Here is an 18438-nt window from a genome sequence, read left to right as displayed (position 1 = left end):
GACGCGCACAAGGTGCGGGCCAGCGTCTTCCTCGTGCACGGCATGCAGGACCTCAACGTCCGCACCAAGAACTTCGGGCAGTGGTGGGACGCCCTCGCCGAGAACGGCGTCCAGCGCAAGATCTGGCTCTCCCAGACCGGCCACGTCGACCCCTTCGACTTCCGTCGCGCCGCCTGGGTCGACACCCTGCACCGCTGGTTCGACCACGAGCTCCTCGGCTACGACAACGGCATCGACCGCGAGCCCATGGCCGACGTCGAACGCCACCCCGACCAGTGGGTCACCTCGACGTCCTGGCCGCCGCGCGGCACACAGCCCACGACCCTGCGCCCCGCCCCCGGCGACCGCCCGGGCGTCGGCACACTGGGCCTGCGCAGGAGCGGCGGCGCCGCGGCCTTCACCGACGACCCGCAGCGCACCGAGACCGACTGGGCCGCGCAGGCCGACGCGCCTACGCCCGACAAGGCGGCCTTCCTCACCGGCGCCCTCACCCGGGACCTGCGGCTGTCCGGCTCCTCGAAGGTCACCGTGACCGCCACGCCCACCACCGCGACGGCCCACCTGAGCGCCGTACTCGTCGACCTCGGACCCGACACGATCCGCGACTACGCGGCGGGAGGCGAGGGAGTCACCACCCTCGCCGACCGCACCTGCTGGGGCGCGAGCACCGCCGGCGACAGCGCCTGCTTCAAGAGGACGAAGGCCGCGACCGTCGACGTCGGCGCCACCGTCGTCAGCCGGGGCTGGGCCGACCTCGGGACCTGGGCCGACCCCGGCAGGGGCGTGCCGCTGACCCCGGGCAGGGCCTACGCCATCACCCTGGACCTCGCGGCCGCCGACCACGTCGTACCGGCCGGCCACCGCCTCGCGCTGATCGTCGCGGGGACCGACAGGGATCTCATCGACCCGCCCGCCGACCGGCCGACCCTCACCCTGGACATGGCCCGCACCTCAGCCCGGGTCCCGGTGGTGGGCGGCGCGAAGGCGTTCGCCGCGGCGACGGCGGGATCACGGGCGGCCGGCGCCCCGCACACCGCTCCCCACCCCGCTCCGCACGCCGTTCCGTCGGCCGACGGAACCGACGGCACGACGAGGAGCGCGGTCCGGATCCCGTGACCGTCCGGCCGCAGCACGCTCCGCATCCGACCGTCCGGCCCGGGAGCGCGCATCGGCGTCCGTGACCGGTCAGGAGGAGGCGGCCAGCGCGGCCGCCTCCTCCGCGCATCCCCAGGCGACGGTGACGCCCGCGCCGCCGTGGCCGTAGTCGTGGATCACCGCGCGGCCGTCGGGCAGCGTCTGCCGCTCCAGCCGTACCGCCGGACGGGCCGGCCGCAGGCCCACCCGGTGCGCCAGGATCCGCGCCCCCGCCACCTCGGGCCGCAGCGCGGCGCACCGCCGCACGATCGCCTCCGCCTGAGCCGGATCCGGCTCCAGGGACCACACGCCGTCCTCGGCCGTGCCGCCCAGCAGCAGCCGCCCCGGCTGCGGGAAGAGGTAGGCCGTCGCCCCGTCCGGGGCGGTGGAGACCAGCCAGGTCCGCAGCCCCGGGTTCTCCACGACGACCAGCTGCCCGCGCACCGGCCGCACCGTGCGATCCGCGACCAGGGCACGGGCGCCGAGGCCGGTGCAGTTGACGATGACCGGCGCGTCCACCGCCGTCAGATCGGACACGACCCGCTCCTCGACCGTGCCGCCCGCCCGCAGCAGCCGCTCGCGCAGCCACGGCAGGTGGGTCGCCATGTCGATGAGCGGCAGCCGCGTCCACAGGGCGCTCCCGGCCGGGTGCTCCCGGGCGGTGGCCCGCCGCAGCACGGACAGCCGGCCCGCCGCCCAGCGCTCGACGTCCGCCGGGTCCGCCGGGCTCATGGCCCCCTCGACCAGCCGCACCCCGTTCTCCTCGGGCCGCCCGGCCAGCTCCTCGTACACCTCGAGCGAGCGCAGCGCCCACGCGCGCGCCGACGCCATCGGCTCGATGTGGTACGGCCACCACAGCGCGCCCGCGACGGCCGAGGTGGTCCGCTCCACCGGGTCCCGCGTCCACACCCGGACCCGTCGGCCCCGCTCGGCGAGGACGACCGCCGTCGTCAGCCCGATGACCCCGCCGCCGACCACGACGACCTCGCCGCCCGCCTCAGTGCCCACGCGCGGACCGTAGCCGATCGCGCCCCATCGCGGCGACCGGACCTACTCCGGCGGCCGGACCTACTCCCACGGCCGGCCGGACTCCGGCGGCCGGCCGGACTCCTGCGTCCGGGCCCCGGCGCCCCGGCCGGCGCACGCGCACTAGGATCTGCTGTCTGATGACTGCCACTCTCGTCGCCAAGAACCTCGCCGCCGGGCACGGCGACCGCTCCCTCTTCTCCGGGCTCGACCTCGTGGTCGCCCCCGGGGACGTGATCGGGCTGGTCGGCGCCAACGGCGCGGGCAAGTCCACCCTGCTGAAGCTGCTCGCCGGGCTCACCGCGCCCGAGCAGGGCGAGCTCAGGCTCTCCCCGCCGACCGCGACCGTCGGCCATCTTCCCCAGGAACCGGAGCGCCGCCCCGGCGAGAGCGTGCGCGAGTTCCTCGCCCGCCGCACCGGCGTCGCCGAGGCGCAGCGCACGATGGACGAGGCGACCCAGGCCCTGGTCGACGGGGCGCCCGGCGCCGACGACGCCTACGCGACGAGCCTGGAGCGCTGGCTCGACCTCGGCGGCGCCGACCTCGACGAGCGCGCCGAGGAGGTCGCCGACTCGCTGGGGCTCGGCGTGGACCTCGACCAGCCCATGACCTCCCTGTCCGGCGGCCAGGCCGCCCGCGCGGGTCTCGCCTCCCTCCTCCTGTCCCGCTACGACGTCTTCCTGCTCGACGAGCCGACCAACGACCTCGACCTGGACGGGCTGGAGCGCCTCGAGCGTTTCGTGACCGGGCTGCGCGCCGGCACGGTCGTCGTCAGCCACGACCGCGAGTTCCTCACCCGCACCGTCACCAAGGTCCTCGAACTGGACCTGGCGCAGCAGCAGATCAACCTCTACGGCGGCGGCTACGACGCCTATCTGGAGGAGCGGGACGTGGCCCGCCGGCATGCCCGCGAGGACTTCGAGGAGTACGCCGACAAGAAGGCCGCCCTCCAGGACCGGGCGCAGACCCAGCGCTCCTGGATGGACAAGGGCGTGAAGAACGCGCGCCGCAAGGCGGGCAACGACAACGACAAGATCGGCCGCAAGTTCCGCAGCGAGGCCAGCGAGAAGCAGGCCGCGAAGGCGCGGCAGACCCAGCGCATGATCGAGCGCCTGGAGGTCGTCGAGGAGCCGCGCAAGGAGTGGGAGCTGCGCATGGAGATCGCGGCCGCCCCGCGCTCCGGAGCGGTGGTCGCCTCGCTGCGCGACGCCCAGGTGCTCCGCGGCGGCTTCACGTTCGGTCCGGTGACGCTGCAGATCGACTGGGCCGACCGGGTCGCGGTGACCGGCGCGAACGGCGCCGGCAAGTCCACCCTCCTCGGCGCGCTGCTCGGCCGGGTCCCGCTGGACGCCGGGCACGCGGCCCTGGGCTCGGGCGTCCTGGTCGGCGAGGTCGACCAGGCGCGGGCGCTGTTCCACGGCACGGAGGCGCTGCTGGAGGCGTTCCGCGCCGCCGTCCCCGACACCGAGCCGGTCGAGGTGCGCACCCTGCTCGCCAAGTTCGGCCTGAAGTCGGACCACGTCATGCGCCCTGCGGCCACCCTGTCGCCCGGCGAGCGCACCCGTGCCGCTCTGGCGCTGCTCCAGGGGCGGGGCGTCAACCTCCTGGTCCTCGACGAGCCGACCAACCACCTCGACCTGCCGGCCATCGAACAGCTGGAGTCGGCCCTCGACGCCTACGAGGGCACCCTCCTGCTCGTCACCCACGACCGGCGCATGCTGGACGCGGTGCACGTCACGCGCCGTCTGGAGGTCGCGGACGGCAAGGTGACCGAGCGGTAGCCGCCGGGAGGCCCGTCACCCCAGCCGGGTGGCGAGCCCCGGGTAGTCCAGGACGTATCCGTCCGGGTCGAAGACGACGTCGCTGCGGAAGCTCCCCGAGGCGTACCGGACCACCGCGCCGCCGTCCCCGGCCGCTCCCAGACGCGTGTACGTCTGCCACGACGGCCGCACGGTCAGCGTCGGCACCGAGACCCAGGCCATCAGGAACCGGCGCTCGCCCGCCTGCCGGTGCAGCCCGTGCCGCAGCACCGGCATGGTGTTGGTCAGCGGGCACAGGCCCAGGTCGCAGTCGAGCGCCTCCTCGAAGCCGGGGAGGCGCTCCCCGTCGGCCGTCCAGCCGCCCCGTCCGTCGTGCCGCAGGTCGAGGGAGCGTGTGCGCGCGGCCGTCTCGACCGTGACCCGCAGCCGGCGGGTCACGAACCCGTCGGCCGCGTCGAGCTCGTAGGACACCCAGTACGGCTGCGGCGTCGTGCCGACCGCCCGCCCCCGGGCCCGGAGCGCGCCGTCGCCCTGCTCGGCCCACGCGGTCTCGTAGCCGCCGCTCGCCGACACGCTCCAGCTGAGGACCCGGGAAGCACCCATGCGGCCACTGTACGAGCGGTCCGGGTCCGCGTGCCCCCGCACGCGGTCCCGGCCGCCCGCTCCCCCGTCAGCGCGAGCGCTTGTTCGGGTCCGCCAGGCCCGCTCGGCGCAGTGCGTCGGCCATCGCGCTGTTGGCCGGCGGCGGAGCCTGGCGCGAACCGCCGCCGCCACCGCTGCCTCCGCCGCGCTGTCCGCCCTGCTGCCGCTGCTGCGGCGGTCGCCCGCCGCCGCGCTGCGATCGGCCCCCGCCCGAGGACTGGCCCTGACCGCCCTGCGGGGCCGCCTCGTCGTCGAGCCGGAGCGTCAGCGAGATCCGCTTGCGCGGGATGTCGACGTCGAGGACCTTCACCTTGACGATGTCGCCGGGCTTGACGACGTCCCGGGGGTCCTTGACGAACGTCTTCGACAGCGCGGAGACATGGGCCAGTCCGTCCTGGTGGACGCCGATGTCGATGAACGCCCCGAAGGCCGCCACGTTCGTCACCACGCCCTCCAGGACCATCCCGGAGGCCAGGTCGGAGATCTTCTCCACGCCCTCCTTGAAGGTCGCCGTCTTGAAGGCGGGCCGCGGGTCGCGCCCGGGCTTCTCCAGCTCCCTGAGGATGTCGGTGACGGTCGGCAGCCCGAAGGTGTCGTCCACGAAGTCCGCGGGCCGCAGCGAGCGCAGGACGCCCGTGTTGCCGATCAGGGAGGCCACCTGCTGGCCGGAGGTCTTCACCATGCGCCGCACCACCGGGTACGCCTCGGGGTGCACGCTGGAGGAGTCGAGCGGGTCGGAGCCGCCGCGGATCCGCAGGAAGCCGGCGCACTGCTCGTACGCCTTCGGGCCGAGCCGGGCCACCTTCTTCAGCTCGGAGCGCGAGGTGAAGGGCCCGTTCGCGTCCCGGTGCGCCACGATGTTCTCGGCGAGACCCGAGGAGATGCCCGACACCCGCGAAAGAAGCGGCGCCGAGGCCGTGTTGACGTCCACGCCGACGCCGTTCACGCAGTCCTCCACCACCGCGTCCAGCGAACGCGACAGCTTCACCTCGGACAGGTCGTGCTGGTACTGGCCGACGCCGATCGACTTGGGGTCGATCTTCACCAGCTCGGCGAGCGGGTCCTGGAGCCGGCGGGCGATCGACACGGCGCCGCGCAGCGACACGTCCATGTCGGGCAGCTCCTGGGAGGCGAAGGCGGAGGCCGAGTACACCGACGCGCCCGCCTCGGACACCATCACCTTGGTGAGCTGCAGCTCGGGGTGCTTCGTGATGAGCTCCCCGGCCAGCTTGTCGGTCTCGCGGGACGCGGTGCCGTTGCCGATGGCGATCAGGTCGACCGTGTGCTCCTTAGCCAGCCGCGCGAGCCCCGCGATCGCCTCGTCCCACTTGTTCGCCGGGACGTGCGGGTAGATCACGTCCGTGGCGACGACCTTGCCGGTCGCGTCGACGACGGCGACCTTCACGCCGGTGCGGAAGCCGGGGTCCAGGCCCAGCGTCGCGCGCGTGCCGGCCGGGGCGGCGAGCAGCAGGTCGCGGAGGTTGGCGGCGAAGACGTTCACGGCCTCGTCCTCGGCGGCCGTGCGCAGCCGCAGCCGCAGGTCGATGCCGAGGTGGACCAGGATGCGGGTGCGCCACGCCCAGCGGACCGTGTCCGCCAGCCACCTGTCGGCCGGCCGGCCGCGGTCGGCGATGCCGAACCGGGCGGCGACGATGCCCTCGTACGAGGACGGGCCGGGCTGCTCGGAGGGCTCCTCCGGCTCCAGGACGAGATCGAGGACCTCTTCCTTCTCGCCGCGCAGCATCGCCAGGATGCGGTGCGAGGGCAGCGCGGTGAAGGGCTCGGCGAAGTCGAAGTAGTCGGCGAACTTCGCGCCCGTCTCCTCCTTGCCGTCGCGCACCCTGGCCGCCAGCCGTCCGCGCGCCCACATGCGTTCGCGCAGCTCGCCGATCAGGTCGGCGTCCTCCGAGAACCGCTCGGTGAGGATCGCCCGCGCGCCGTCCAGCGCGGCCTGCGGGTCGGCGACGCCCTTGTCGGCGTCGACGAACGCGGCGGCGGCTGCGAGCGGGTCGACCGAGGCGTCCCCGAGCAGTCCCTCGGCGAGCGGCTCGAGACCCGCCTCGCGCGCGATCTGCGCCTTGGTGCGCCGCTTGGGCTTGAACGGGAGGTAGACGTCCTCGAGGCGCGCCTTGGTCTGGGCGCCGCGGATCTGCGCCTCGAGGGCGTCGGTGAGCTTGCCCTGCTCGCGGACCGATTCCAGGACCGCCGACCGCCGCTCCTCCAGCTCCCGCAGGTAGCGCAGCCGCTCCTCGAGCGTGCGCAGCTGCGCGTCGTCGAGCATCTCGGTCGCTTCCTTGCGGTAGCGGGCGATGAAGGGCACCGTCGAGCCGCCGTCGAGCAGCTCCACGGCGGCCTTGACCTGCCGCTCCCGTACGCCGAGCTCCTCGGCGATCCTGCCTTCGATGGATCCTGCTTCGATGGACCCGGGTGTCGTCACGATCCCGTACCGCCTTCTCCACTGAGGTTGCGCGGCAATTGTGGCAGGCGGCGCCGACAATCGGGGATCAGGGCGCGGTCAACGGGTCCCCGTCCGTCTCATCCCGACGTGCTCCAGGTGAAGTGCGGCTCCCGGCGCTGCAGGAACGCGGCGACGCCTTCCGCGGTGTCGCCGTTGCCGCGCGCCTGCGCGCTCCAGTGGGCGTCCCGGTCGGTGCGGCCGTTCGCGAACTCCTTGGCCGCGGCCTGGGTCAGCTGCGAGCGCGACGTCAGCAGGCGGGTGAACTCGCCGACCCGCTCGTCGAGCGCGTCCGCAGGGAGCACCTCGTCGACCAGACCGGTGCGCAGGGCCCGCTCGGCGTCGATCAACTCGCCGGAGAACAGCAGGTACTTGGCGGTGGCGGGCCCCACCAGGGACACCAGCCGCCGGGTGGCGGAGGACGGGTAGACGATCCCGAGCCGGGCCGGCGTCACCCCGAACAGCGCGCCGTCCTCGGCGAACCGCAGATCGCAGGCGGCGGCGAGCTGGGCGCCGCCGCCGACGCAGTGGCCGCGCACGGCCGCCAGCGTGGGCTTCGGGAACGCGGCCAGGGCCTCCTCGGCCCGCACGGCCAGCGCCTGGGCCTCGTCGGGCGAGTCCTGAAGGGTGGAGATGTCGGCGCCCGCGCAGAAGGTGCCGCCCGCCCCCGTCAGCACGAGCGCCCGGACGGCGGGGTCGGCGGCCAGGGCGTCCAGCAGCGGGGGCAGCCCCGCCCACATCGCGGCCGTCATGGCGTTGCGCTTCGCAGGGTGGTGCAGGACGACGGTGGCGACCGCGTCCGTGACGCCGTGCAGCAGTTCGGGCTCCATGCCCCGGATGCTAACCAGCCCGGCCGTTCCATGATCGGGTGGGCCGACGGGGCGGGCACGGCGGTCGGGCCATAGGGGGTCAAACCGGGAAGAGCGTCGCCGCCGGACCCGTACGGCCCGAAGAGGGCGCGAAGGTGGCGCGAAGGTGGCGCGAACGCGAAAGAAACGGTCCTGCGGTCGCCGTGGTCTCCCGGATGCGGTCGAAAACGCTCGATAACCGCTGACTTCTGTTCAGTCATCCGAAGGGGACCGCCTCGTTGCCACCATTCCGCCTGTGGTGACAATCGAGCGCGAGGGCGGCGACCGGACGATGGACGATCACGGGCGCGGGCCCGACCCACGCCCAGAGGGCGGACCAGGCGCACTTCCCGAGCCCCCCGCGGAGTCCGTGCCGCGCCCGCTGCCCTACGAAGGCGTCTGGCGGTTCACCGCCTCCGCCGTGGACGCCTCGGTCCCGCAGGCCCGGCACGCCGTGCGGGACCTGCTGTACCGCCAGGGGGTGCCGCTCTCCGACGACCTGACCCAGGGGCTCCTGCTGATCGTCTCCGAGCTGGTGACCAACGCCGTGCGGCACGCGGCTCTGCTGTCACCGGAGCTGGCGGTGGAGGTCGCCGTCGGAGCCGAGTGGGTGCGGGTCGCCGTGGAGGACGACCACCCGTACCGCCCGACCGCCCTGGAGGCCGATCACGGCCGTACCGGCGGCCGAGGGCTGCTCCTGGTGCGGGAGATCGCCAGAGAGGCGGGCGGGGTGTGCGACGTCGAGCACACGACGGGCGGCGGCAAGGTGATCTGGGCCGCCCTGCCGCTCAAGCCCGTGCGGACGCGCTGACTCTCACCAGCCCGCCGAGGGGCCCGTCAGCTCGCGGACCGCGGGCCGTGCCGCGTCCAGGACGGTCATGAACCAGGAGGAGAACGGCTCCTTCGCGTGCCGTTCCGCCAGCTCGGCAGGGGTCACGAACGCCGTGTCGCCGACCTCGGCCGCCTCCGGCCGCAGCGGGGACTGCACCAGCCCGACGAACAGGTGGTTGTACTCCTGCTCCACCAGGCCCGAGTCCGGGTCGGGGTGGTTGTAGCGGACCGTGCCCGCCTCGGCGAGCAGCGACGGGGAGACGCCCAGCTCCTCGTGGGTGCGCCGGGCGGCCGCCGCGAACGGCGCCTCGTTCGGGTAGGGGTGGCCGCAGCAGGTGTTGGACCACACGCCGGGGGAGTGGTACTTGCCGAGCGCGCGCTGCTGGATCAGCAGCCGGCCCCGCTCGTCGAAGAGGAACACGGAGAACGCGCGGTGCAGCTGTCCGGGCGGCTGATGGGCGGCGAGCTTCTCCGCGGTGCCGATCGTGACGCCGTTCTCGTCGACCAGCTCCAGCAGGATCGCTTCGGCGATCGCGTCCGACGAGTCGTGTGTCGCGGTGGCAGGTGTGATCGGCATACCCATCCTTAGCATCGGTCCTCGCGTCCCAGTCTGCCGCACGCGCCCGGCGCTCCCGGCCCTTCGCGGGAAAGCGCGCATGTCCCGCGCGCGTGTCCCGTTCGGCGCGGCGGGGGACCCCGGAGGCGATCTTGCCCGGCGACGGGTCCGGAGAATCGCTTAGAACACGTGTCTGAATTCGGCGGCGTGCGGGGAGGGCGCTCAGTGGCAGAGCCGCGCCTCGTGTTCGGCGTGCCCGCTCGGCTCCAGCTGGAAGGTGCAGTGCTCCACGTCGAAGTGGTCGCCGAGGCAGCCCTGGAGCTCGTGCAGCATCTTCTCGTGGCCGATGGCGTTCAGCGCCTCCGAGCTCACCACCACGTGCGCCGACAGCACCGGCATGCCGGAGGTGATCGTCCAGGCGTGCAGGTCGTGGACGTCCTCCACCCCGTCCAGGGCGAGGATGTGGGACCGCACCTCCGCCATGTCGACGTCCTTGGGCGCCGACTCCAGCAGCACGTCGAGCGTCTCGCGCAGCAGCTTCACCGTCCGCGGCACGATCATCAGGCCGATGACCAGCGAGGCGATCGGGTCGGCGGTCTGCCAGCCGGTGGTCAGGATCACCGCTGCCGAGATCAGCACCGCCACCGAGCCCAGCGCGTCGGCGGCCACCTCCAGGAACGCCCCGCGCACGTTCAGGCTCTCCGCCTGGCCGCGCATCAGCAGGGTCAGCGAGACCATGTTCGCCGCCAGGCCGATCGCGCCGAACCAGATCATCAGCCCGCCCTCGGTGGCGGCCGGCGTGAAGAACCGCTGGACCGCCTCGTACAGGACGTAACCGCCCACCCCGAGCAGCAGCAGACAGTTGGCGAGGGCGGCGAGGATCTCGGCGCGGGCGAGTCCGAAGGTGCGGTTCGCGCTCGGCGGCCGGCCCGCGAAGTGGATGGCGAGCAGCGCCATGCCGAGGCCCAGCGCGTCCGTCGCCATGTGCGCCGCGTCGGCGACCAGCGCCAGGGAGTCCGCGAGCACCCCGCCGACGATCTCCACCACCATCACGCCGAGCGTGATCGCCAGAGCGCCGCGCAGCCTGCCGCGGTACGCCGCCGCGGCCGTGCCGGTGGGCGGCACGTGTGCGTGCGTGTGGCCGTGGTCGTGCCCAGCCCCCATGGATACAGCCTTCCTGTGGTCCGTGCGTGTGCTGCCCGGGCTCACAGTCAACTACGGGTGGGGGGTATCCGGCAACGCGGCACTGAACACCGTTGTCATGTGCCCTGACCTGCGGAAACGAAGTGCAGGTCAGGACGGCGCCACGGGTTCAGGAACGGTGCAGCCGCCAGCCCTGCCAAGCCGACTCGACCATCTCCCGCACCCCTCGCCGGGCCGTCCAGCCCAGCTCCCGGGCGGCCAGCCCCGCCGCGGCGACCGCGCGCGGCGCGTCCCCGGGCCTGCGCCCCTCGACGAGGGCCGGGCGGGCGTCGCCGGTGACCTCGCCGATGAGGGTGACCAGCTCGCGCACCGACACGCCCTCGCCCCGGCCGATGTTGACCGTCAGGTCGCCCGTCGCGTCCGGCGCGCTCAGCCGCCGGGCCGCCGCGAGATGGGCCTCGGCCAGGTCCGCCACGTGGATGTAGTCCCGCACGCACGTGCCGTCCGGCGTGGGGTAGTCGGCGCCGAAGATCCGCGGCGCCTCGCCGCGGGTGAGCCGGTCGAAGACCATCGGGACGACGTTGAAGATCCCGGTGTCGGCCAGCTCGGGCGCCGCCGCCCCGGCCACGTTGAAGTAGCGCAGACACGTCGTCGCGATGCCGTGCGCCTGTCCCGCCGCCCGCACCAGCCACTCCCCGGCGAGCTTGGTCTCGCCGTACGGGTTCACCGGCGCGCACGGGGTGTCCTCGGTGATGAGGTCCACGTCGGGATTGCCGTAGACGGCCGCGGAGGAGGAGAACAGGAACCGCCGGACCCCGGCCTCGGCGACCGCCTCGAGCAGCGTCGCCAGACCGCCCACGTTGTCCCGGTAGTAGCGGGTGGGATGCGCCACCGACTCGCCGACCTGCTTGTGCGCGGCCAGGTGCACCACACCGGTCACGGCGTGCTCGGCGAGGGTCTTCCTGAGCAGGTCGGCGTCGAGCGCCGAGCCTCTGACGAGCGGGACGTCCGCCCCGAGCCGGGCGGTGACGCCGGACGAGAGGTCGTCCAGCACGACGACCTTCTCCCCGGCCCCCGTCACGGCCCGTGCCACATGGGCCCCAATGTATCCGGCTCCGCCGGTGATCAGCCACGTCATGCCTGTGACCCTATGCCGACCGCGGTGAAGGACCGGGCTCCGGGCGGTGTCCCGGACGCCGGCGCCGAGAGCCGCGGTTTGTCGGCCGGGCCGCCGATCACCCATGATGATCTCGGCGAGGGCCGGTTCCACCGGGGGACGGTGGCGCCGGGGACCGTGTCGGCCGTGCCGCAACGGGCGGTGAACGCGGCCTTCCCGGCATCCGATAGCCTCTGCCGACATGCCGCCCGCCTGGTGCGGCGCCGGTGAGGTCGCCGGTGCAGCCAAGGGGCGCCCCCCATCGTTCATGACCGGCGTGACCGCGCCGGACCCAGGGAGTGAGTTCGGTTGTCGACCGCCATCCTCACCGGCTCGCCGGTCCCCGGATCGTCGATCGAGGGCGACCTGCGGTCCCTCGGCTTCGACGTCCTGACGGCCTCCGACGCCGGTGACGCCGAGACACTCCTCGCCGCCGTACCCGGCGACCAGCGGGTCGCCGTCGTGGACGCCCGTTTCGTCGGCCACGAGCACGCGCTGCGCCTCGGGCTCACCGACCCCCGCTTCCCGCTCGCCGCCATCCCGGGCGCGCTGACTGCGCAGCCGGCCGGCCGGCAGGCCCTGACCCGTGCGATGGCCCGGGAGAACTCCGCGAGCGGCGGCACCCTGCTGGCCGTCGAGAGCCTCGCGGACCGCGTGGTCGCCGCCCTCGACGCCGACGGCGCCGGCGTGCACCGCCCCGAGTTGGGGAGCCTGGTCGCGCAGGTCCCCGTCGACCCGCAGACCCGCAACGAGGCGCGGCAGGCCGTGGCCGCCCTGGACGACGAGTCGGTGCGCCTGAAGTCGGCGGTCAAGGCCCGCGACGGGTTCTTCACCACCTACTTCATCAGCCCCTACTCCCGCTACATCGCCCGCTGGTGCGCCCGCCGCGGCCTCACCCCGAACCAGGTCACGACCGCCTCGCTGATCACCGCGCTGATCGCGGCGGGCTGCGCGGCCACCGGCACCCGCGGCGGGTTCGTCGCGGCCGGCGTCCTGCTGATCGCCTCGTTCGTCCTGGACTGCACCGACGGCCAGCTCGCCCGCTACTCCCTGCAGTACTCCACCCTGGGCGCCTGGCTCGACGCCACCTTCGACCGGGCCAAGGAGTACGCCTACTACGCGGGCCTCGCCCTGGGAGCGGCCCGCGGCGGCGACGACGTGTGGGCGCTCGCGCTGGGCGCCATGGTCCTGCAGACCTGCCGACACGTCGTGGACTTCTCCTTCAACGAGGCGAACCACGACGCCACCGCCAACACCAGCCCGACCGCAGCTCTCTCCGACAAGCTCGACAGCGTCGGCTGGACGGTCTGGGTGCGGCGGATGATAGTTCTGCCCATCGGCGAACGATGGGCCATGATCGCCGTGCTGACCGCGGCAACCACCCCCCGCATCACCTTCTACGCGCTGCTGGCCGGCTGCGCCTTCGCGGCGACCTACACGACGGCGGGCCGCGTCCTGCGCTCGCTGACCCGCAAGGCCCGCCGGACGGACCGGGCGGCGCAGGCGCTGGCGGACCTCGCGGACAGCGGGCCGCTGACCGAGGCGCTGGTCCGCCTCCTTCCCGGCAAGCCCCGCCGCACGGCGCCCCTCAGCGCCGCCGTCGGCGCCGTCCTCGTCGCCCTCGGGGCCTGGATGTGGGGCCCGAGCTGGTGGGTCGTCCTGATGGCCGGCGCGTACGTCCTGTTGTCCGCCGAGGCCGTCGCCCATCCCCTCAAGGGCGCCCTCGACTGGCTGATCCCCCCGCTGTTCCGCGCCGCCGAGTACGGCACGGTCCTGATCCTCGCGGCCCGGGCCGACGTGGACGGGGCGCTTCCCGCGGCTTTCGGGCTGGTCTCCGCCGTCGCCTACCATCACTACGACACGGTGTACCGCATCCGCGGCGACGCCGGGGCGCCGCCGGCCTGGCTGGTGCGCACCGTCGGGGGGCAGGAGGGGCGGACGCTGCTGGTGGCCGTGCTGGCCGCGCTGCTCACCGCTTCGCAGTTCACGGTCGCGCTCACGGTCCTCGCCGTGGTCGTCGCCGTGCTGGTGCTCGTCGAGAGCATCCGCTTCTGGGTGGCCGCCCACAAGGACGGCGCTCCCGCCGTACACGACGAAGGAGAACCCGCATGATCGGCCTCGTGCTGGCGGCCGGCGCCGGAAGGCGTCTTCGCCCCTACACCGACAGCCTGCCCAAGGCGCTGGTGCCGGTGGGGCCCGCGGGCATAGAAGGCGAGCCCACGGTCCTGGACCTGACCCTCGGCAACTTCGCCGAGATCGGGCTGACCGAGGTCGCGGTCATCGTCGGCTACCGCAAGGAGGCCGTGTACGCGCGCAAGGCGGCGCTGGAGGCGAAGTACGGCCTCAGGCTCACCCTGATCGACAACGACAAGGCCGAGGAGTGGAACAACGCCTACTCCCTGTGGTGCGGTCGGGACGCCCTCAAGGACGGCGTGATCCTCGCCAACGGCGACACCGTGCACCCGGTCTCCGTCGAGAAGACGCTGCTCGCGGCCCGCGGCGAGGGCAAGAAGATCATCCTCGCGCTGGACACCGTGAAGTCCCTCGCCGACGAGGAGATGAAGGTCGTCGTCGACCCCGAGCGGGGCATGACGAAGATCACCAAGCTGATGGACCCGGCCGAGGCCACCGGTGAGTACATCGGCGTCACCCTCATCGAGGGCGACGCGGCCCCCGAACTGGCCGACGCCCTCAAGACCGTGTGGGAGACCGACCCGCAGCAGTTCTACGAGCACGGGTACCAGGAACTGGTCAACCGTGGCTTCCGCATCGACGTGGCGCCGATCGGCGACGTCAAGTGGGTGGAGATCGACAATCACGACGATCTCGCCCGCGGACGGGAGATCGCGTGCCAGTACTGACCCGGCTGATCCCCTCGCCGGTCGTCGTGGACATCCGCCCGGGCGCCCTCGACGACCTGGTCGGAGTGCTCGCCGACGAGCGCATCTCGCACTCGGGCAAGCTCGCCATCGCCGTCAGCGGCGGCTCGGGAGCCCGGCTGCGCGAGCGCCTCACCCCGGCCCTGCCCGGCGCCACCTGGTACGAGGTGGGCGGCGGCACCCTCGACGACGCCGTCCAGCTGGCCGGCGACATAAAGGCCGGCCACTACGACGCCGTCGTGGGCCTGGGCGGCGGCAAGATCATCGACTGTGCCAAGTTCGCCGCGGCGCGGGTGGGCCTGCCGCTGGTCGCCGTGCCGACGAACCTCGCGCACGACGGCCTGTGCTCGCCGGTCGCCACCCTCGACAACGACGCGGGGCGCGGCTCCTACGGCGTGCCGAACCCGATCGCGGTCGTCATCGACCTGGACGTCATCCTCGAGGCGCCGGTGCGGTTCGTGCGCGCCGGCATCGGCGACGCGGTGTCCAACATCTCGGCGATCGCCGACTGGGAGCTCGCCCACCGCGTCAAGGGCGAGAAGATCGACGGCCTGGCGGCCGCCATCGCCCGCCAGGCCGGCGAGGCGGTGCTGCGCCACCCGGGCGGCATCGGCGACACCGGCTTCCTCCAGGTGCTGGCCGAGGCGCTGGTGCTCAGCGGCATCGCGATGTCGGTCTCGGGGGACTCCCGTCCCTCCTCCGGCGCGTGCCACGAGATCAACCACGCCTTCGACCTGCTCTTCCCCAAGCGCGCGGCCGCCCACGGCGAGCAGTGCGGCCTGGGCGCGGCCTTCGCGATGTACCTGCGCGGAGCCCACGAGGAGTCGGCCGAGATGGCCCGGGTGCTGCGGCGGCACGGACTGCCCGTCCTGCCGGAGGAGATCGGCTTCACGGTGGACGAGTTCGTCCGCGCCGTGGGGTTCGCTCCCGAGACCAGGCCCGGCCGCTACACGATCCTCGAACACCTCGACCTCAAGCCCGACCAGATCAAGGACGTCTACACCGAATATGTCAAGGCCATCGGTAGCTGAACTCAGACCGGTCGTCCACCCCCCGGGGGTGAAGGACCGGCGCAGCGGTGAGCACTGGATGGGACGCCTCTACATGCGAGAGGTGTCCCTGCGGGTGGACCGCTACCTGGTGAACACCAGGGTCACGCCCAACCAGCTCACGTATCTGATGACCGTCTTCGGGGTGCTCGCGGCCCCGGCGCTGCTGGTGCCGGGGATCACGGGCGCCGTGCTCGGCGTGGTCTGCGTCCAGATGTACCTGCTGCTGGACTGCGTGGACGGCGAGATCGCGCGCTGGAAGAAGCAGTACTCGCTGGCCGGTGTCTACCTGGACCGGGTCGGCGCGTACCTGACCGACGCGGCGGTGCTCGTCGGCTTCGGTCTGCGCGCCGCCGACCTGTGGGGCGCCGGGCGCATCGACTGGCTGTGGGCCTTCCTCGGCACGCTGGCAGCGCTCGGCGCGATCCTGATCAAGGCCGAGACCGACCTCGTCGGCGTGGCACGCCACCAGGGCGGGATGCCGCCGGTCAAGGAGTCGGCGTCCGAGCCGCGCTCCTCCGGCATGGCGCTGGCCCGCCGGGCGGCCTCGGCGCTCCAGTTCCACCGGCTGATCCTCGGCATCGAGGCGTCCCTGCTCATCCTGGTCCTGGCCGTGGCCGACCAGGTGCGCGGCGACCTGTTCTTCTCCCGGCTCGGCGTGGCGGTGCTGGCCGGCATCGCGCTCCTGCAGACCGTGCTGCACCTGGTGTCCATCCTCGCCTCGAGCAGGCTCAAGTGAGCGCCGCGAAGAGGGTCGGCGCGGTCGTCATCACCATGGGCAACCGCCCCGACGAGCTGCGCGCGCTGCTCGACTCGGTGGCCGGGCAGGACGGCGACCGGGTGGAGGTGGTCGTGGTCGGCAACGGCGCGCCCGTCCCGGACGTCCCCGAGGGCGTCCGGACGGTCGAGCTGCCCGAGAACCTCGGCATCCCCGGCGGCCGCAACGTCGGCATCGAGGCCTTCGGGCCCGGCGGCGCCGACGTCGACGTCCTGCTGTTCCTGGACGACGACGGCCTGCTGGCCCGCACGGACACGGCCGAGCTGTGCCGCCAGGCCTTCGACGCGGATCCGGAACTGGGCATCATCAGCTTCCGGATCGCCGATCCGGACACCGGCGTCACCCAGCGCCGCCACGTGCCCCGGCTGCGCGCCTCCGACCCGATGCGCTCGTCCCGGGTCACCACCTTCCTCGGCGGCGCGAACGCCGTCCGCACGAAGGTGCTCGCGCAGGTCGGCGGTCTTCCCGGCGAGTTCTTCTACGCGCACGAGGAGACCGACCTCGCGTGGCGGGCGCTCGACGCGGGCTGGATGATCGACTACCGGTCGGACATGGTGCTGCACCACCCGACCACCGCGCCCTCGCGGCACGCGGTGTACCACCGCATGGTGGCCCGCAACCGCGTCTGGCTGGCCCGCCGCAACCTCCCCGCCCCGCTGGTCCCGGTCTACCTCGGGGTCTGGATGCTGCTCACGCTGCTCCGCCGCCCCTCGGCGCCGGCCCTGAAGGCGTGGTTCGGCGGCTTCCGGGAGGGCTGGAGCACTCCCTGCGGGCCGCGCAGGCCCATGAAGTGGCGTACGGTGTGGCGGCTGACCCGACTGGGCCGGCCTCCGGTGATCTGACAAGCTCGTCCCTGAGGGCCCCGGGACGTACCGCGGGCCCCCGGCTCATGCGCCCCCTCGGGGCTGCGCATCCCGAAGACGAAGGTTTCCTACCTGTGAGTGAGACAACGCATGACGTCGGAGTCGCCGTGAGCGCGCTTCCGTCGCCCGACGAGGGCCTCACGGCGGCGCAGCTGGCAGCCAGGTACGGGCTGGCCGTGAGCGGCGCCCGGCCTCCGCTGCGGGAGTACGTCCGCCAGCTGTGGGGGCGCCGTCACTTCATCCTGGCGTTCTCCCGGGCGAAGCTGGCCGCGCAGTACAGCCAGGCCAAGCTGGGCCAACTCTGGCAGGTGGCCACGCCCTTGCTGAACGCGGCCGTGTACTTCATGATCTTCGGCCTTCTCCTCAACGCCAGCCGCGGGATGCCCAAGGACGTGTACATCCCCTTCCTGGTCACGGGCGTCTTCGTGTTCACCTTCACGCAGACCTCCGTGATGAGCGGCGTCCGGGCGATCTCCGGCAACCTCGGCCTGGTGCGCGCGCTGCACTTCCCGCGCGCCTCGCTGCCGATCTCCTTCGCGCTGCAGCAGCTCCAGCAACTGCTGTACTCGATGCTGGTGCTGTTCGCCGTGGTGATCGGCATGGGCAGCTACCCGGACCTGTCCTGGACGCTGATCGTGCCGGTGCTGGCCCTGCAGTTCTGCTTCAACACCGGCCTGGCGCTGGTGTTCGCGCGGGCCGGCGCCAAGACCCCCGACCTGGCGCAGCTGATGCCGTTCGTGATGCGGACGTGGATGTACGCCTCGGGCGTGATGTTCTCCATCCCCGTCTTCCTCGCGGACAAGCCGCAGTGGGTGGCGAACGTCCTGCAGTGGAACCCCGCCGCCATCTACATGGACCTCATGCGCTTCGCGCTCATCGAGGAGTACGGCGCGGAGAACCTGCCCGACCACGTGTGGGCGGTCGCGGGCGGCTGGGCGGTCGTCATGGCCGTCGGCGGGTTCGTGTACTTCTGGAAGGCGGAGGAGAGGTACGGCCGTGGTTGATCCGCTTCCGCAGGACCAGGCGGGCCGCCGGGTCCCGACGGTCATCGCCGACGAGGTCCACATCGTCTACCGCGTCAACGGCGCCAAGAGCGGGAAGGGCAGCGCCACCGCCGCCCTCAGCCGCATCGTCAAGCGCGGCGAGGAGCGCGGCGTGCGCAAGGTGCACGCGGTGCGCGGCGTCTCCTTCGTCGCCCACCGGGGCGAGGCCATCGGCCTGATCGGCTCCAACGGCTCGGGCAAGTCCACGCTGCTGCGCGCCATCGCCGGACTGCTGCCGCCGGAGAGCGGCAAGGTCTACACCGACGGACAGCCCT

Annotated in this window: 17 protein-coding genes; 10 read left to right on the top strand and 7 right to left on the bottom strand. The window is 73.1% G+C overall.

Going from position 1 to position 18438, the window contains the following annotated elements; translation table 11 throughout:
* Positions 1-1116 (top strand): CocE/NonD family hydrolase C-terminal non-catalytic domain-containing protein (locus ABT300_RS30525; RefSeq protein WP_351682375.1); only part of this gene is annotated, 1116 nt, incomplete at its 5' end.
* 69 nt (positions 1117-1185) lie between these two features.
* Here ABT300_RS30525 and ABT300_RS30520 read toward each other — a convergent pair.
* Positions 1186-2142, bottom strand: coding sequence for an FAD-dependent oxidoreductase (locus ABT300_RS30520; RefSeq protein WP_351682373.1), 957 nt, complete (start codon positions 2140-2142; stop codon positions 1186-1188).
* A 158-nt stretch (positions 2143-2300) separates the two neighbouring features.
* Between ABT300_RS30520 and ABT300_RS30515 the strand changes: the two genes are divergently transcribed.
* Complete coding sequence (locus ABT300_RS30515) at positions 2301-3941, top strand: ABC-F family ATP-binding cassette domain-containing protein (protein ID WP_351682371.1); 1641 nt, start codon at positions 2301-2303, stop codon at positions 3939-3941.
* Between the two features lie 15 nt (positions 3942-3956).
* Here ABT300_RS30515 and ABT300_RS30510 read toward each other — a convergent pair whose 3' ends face one another.
* The 3 genes from ABT300_RS30510 to ABT300_RS30500 form a co-directional block, all read right to left on the bottom strand.
* A complete protein-coding gene (locus tag ABT300_RS30510) occupies positions 3957-4523 on the bottom strand; it encodes a putative glycolipid-binding domain-containing protein (protein WP_351682369.1) in 567 nt (188 codons plus the stop codon).
* A gap of 67 nt (positions 4524-4590) precedes the next feature.
* Positions 4591-6999 carry a Tex family protein gene (locus tag ABT300_RS30505; RefSeq protein ID WP_351682366.1) on the bottom strand — a complete coding sequence of 803 codons (2409 nt, stop codon included), beginning with the start codon at positions 6997-6999 and terminating at the stop codon, positions 4591-4593.
* 98 nt (positions 7000-7097) lie between these two features.
* The gene (locus tag ABT300_RS30500) at positions 7098-7847 is read right to left on the bottom strand and encodes an enoyl-CoA hydratase/isomerase family protein (RefSeq protein ID WP_351682363.1); all 750 of its coding nucleotides are present in this window, start codon (positions 7845-7847) and stop codon (positions 7098-7100) included.
* A gap of 310 nt (positions 7848-8157) precedes the next feature.
* Here ABT300_RS30500 and ABT300_RS30495 point away from each other — a divergent pair, with 310 nt between their 5' ends.
* Entirely contained in the window at positions 8158-8676 is a 519-nt protein-coding gene (locus tag ABT300_RS30495; protein WP_351682380.1) for an ATP-binding protein, read from the top strand.
* Between the two features lie 3 nt (positions 8677-8679).
* Here the strand turns inward: ABT300_RS30495 and idi are convergent, their stop codons facing one another.
* The 3 genes from idi to galE all read right to left on the bottom strand — a co-directional run bounded on the left by idi (position 8680) and on the right by galE (position 11533).
* Complete coding sequence (gene idi, locus ABT300_RS30490) at positions 8680-9273, bottom strand: isopentenyl-diphosphate Delta-isomerase (protein WP_351682360.1); 594 nt, start codon at positions 9271-9273, stop codon at positions 8680-8682.
* A gap of 201 nt (positions 9274-9474) precedes the next feature.
* Positions 9475-10416: a cation diffusion facilitator family transporter gene (locus ABT300_RS30485; RefSeq protein WP_351682357.1), complete on the bottom strand. Its 942-nt coding sequence runs from the start codon at positions 10414-10416 to the stop codon at positions 9475-9477.
* A 148-nt stretch (positions 10417-10564) separates the two neighbouring features.
* A complete protein-coding gene (gene galE, locus ABT300_RS30480; RefSeq protein ID WP_351682354.1) occupies positions 10565-11533 on the bottom strand; it encodes a UDP-glucose 4-epimerase GalE in 969 nt (322 codons plus the stop codon).
* A 327-nt stretch (positions 11534-11860) separates the two neighbouring features.
* Here galE and ABT300_RS30475 point away from each other — a divergent pair, with 327 nt between their 5' ends.
* From ABT300_RS30475 to ABT300_RS30445, 7 genes are all read left to right on the top strand, one after another.
* Positions 11861-13663, top strand: a complete 1803-nt coding sequence (locus tag ABT300_RS30475; protein ID WP_351682351.1) for a DUF5941 domain-containing protein — start codon at positions 11861-11863, stop codon at positions 13661-13663.
* Positions 13660-14412: a phosphocholine cytidylyltransferase family protein gene (locus tag ABT300_RS30470; protein WP_351682349.1), complete on the top strand. Its 753-nt coding sequence runs from the start codon at positions 13660-13662 to the stop codon at positions 14410-14412. Before ABT300_RS30475 ends, ABT300_RS30470 begins: the two co-directional genes overlap by 4 nt.
* The gene (locus ABT300_RS30465) at positions 14400-15461 is read left to right on the top strand and encodes an iron-containing alcohol dehydrogenase family protein (protein WP_351682346.1); all 1062 of its coding nucleotides are present in this window, start codon (positions 14400-14402) and stop codon (positions 15459-15461) included. Before ABT300_RS30470 ends, ABT300_RS30465 begins: the two co-directional genes overlap by 13 nt.
* On the top strand, positions 15439-16218 hold the full coding sequence (locus ABT300_RS30460) for a CDP-alcohol phosphatidyltransferase family protein (RefSeq protein ID WP_351682344.1): 780 nt from the start codon (positions 15439-15441) through the stop codon (positions 16216-16218). Before ABT300_RS30465 ends, ABT300_RS30460 begins: the two co-directional genes overlap by 23 nt.
* A gap of 35 nt (positions 16219-16253) precedes the next feature.
* On the top strand, positions 16254-17099 hold the full coding sequence (locus tag ABT300_RS30455; RefSeq protein ID WP_351682378.1) for a glycosyltransferase family 2 protein: 846 nt from the start codon (positions 16254-16256) through the stop codon (positions 17097-17099).
* Positions 17100-17194: 95 nt separating this feature from the next.
* Entirely contained in the window at positions 17195-18124 is a 930-nt protein-coding gene (locus ABT300_RS30450) for an ABC transporter permease (protein ID WP_351682341.1), read from the top strand.
* A partial coding sequence (locus ABT300_RS30445; protein WP_351682338.1) for an ATP-binding cassette domain-containing protein occupies positions 18117-18438 on the top strand: 322 nt, incomplete at its 3' end. The genes ABT300_RS30450 and ABT300_RS30445, both read left to right, overlap by 8 nt.

It is taken from the genome of Streptomyces sp. NPDC001027, from assembly GCF_040299045.1.
Taxonomy (GTDB): domain Bacteria; phylum Actinomycetota; class Actinomycetes; order Streptomycetales; family Streptomycetaceae; genus Streptomyces.
The sequence above is the reverse complement of the archived record's forward strand: the minus strand, read 5'-3'. Positions and strand labels throughout refer to the sequence as shown.

Bases quoted from the DNA above. Each gene is read 5' to 3' on its own strand.
- ABT300_RS30515 (WP_351682371.1), top strand. From the start codon at position 2,301: ATGACTGCCACTCTCGTCGCCAAGAACCTCGCCGCCGGGCACGGCGAC.
- ABT300_RS30510 (WP_351682369.1), bottom strand. From the start codon at position 4,523: ATGGGTGCTTCCCGGGTCCTCAGCTGGAGCGTGTCGGCGAGCGGCGGC.
- ABT300_RS30500 (WP_351682363.1), bottom strand. From the start codon at position 7,847: ATGGAGCCCGAACTGCTGCACGGCGTCACGGACGCGGTCGCCACCGTC.
- ABT300_RS30495 (WP_351682380.1), top strand. From the start codon at position 8,158: ATGGACGATCACGGGCGCGGGCCCGACCCACGCCCAGAGGGCGGACCA.
- idi (WP_351682360.1), bottom strand. From the start codon at position 9,273: ATGCCGATCACACCTGCCACCGCGACACACGACTCGTCGGACGCGATC.
- ABT300_RS30485 (WP_351682357.1), bottom strand. From the start codon at position 10,416: ATGGGGGCTGGGCACGACCACGGCCACACGCACGCACACGTGCCGCCC.
- galE (WP_351682354.1), bottom strand. From the start codon at position 11,533: ATGACGTGGCTGATCACCGGCGGAGCCGGATACATTGGGGCCCATGTG.
- ABT300_RS30470 (WP_351682349.1), top strand. From the start codon at position 13,660: ATGATCGGCCTCGTGCTGGCGGCCGGCGCCGGAAGGCGTCTTCGCCCC.
- ABT300_RS30460 (WP_351682344.1), top strand. From the start codon at position 15,439: ATGTCAAGGCCATCGGTAGCTGAACTCAGACCGGTCGTCCACCCCCCG.
- ABT300_RS30455 (WP_351682378.1), top strand. From the start codon at position 16,254: ATGGGCAACCGCCCCGACGAGCTGCGCGCGCTGCTCGACTCGGTGGCC.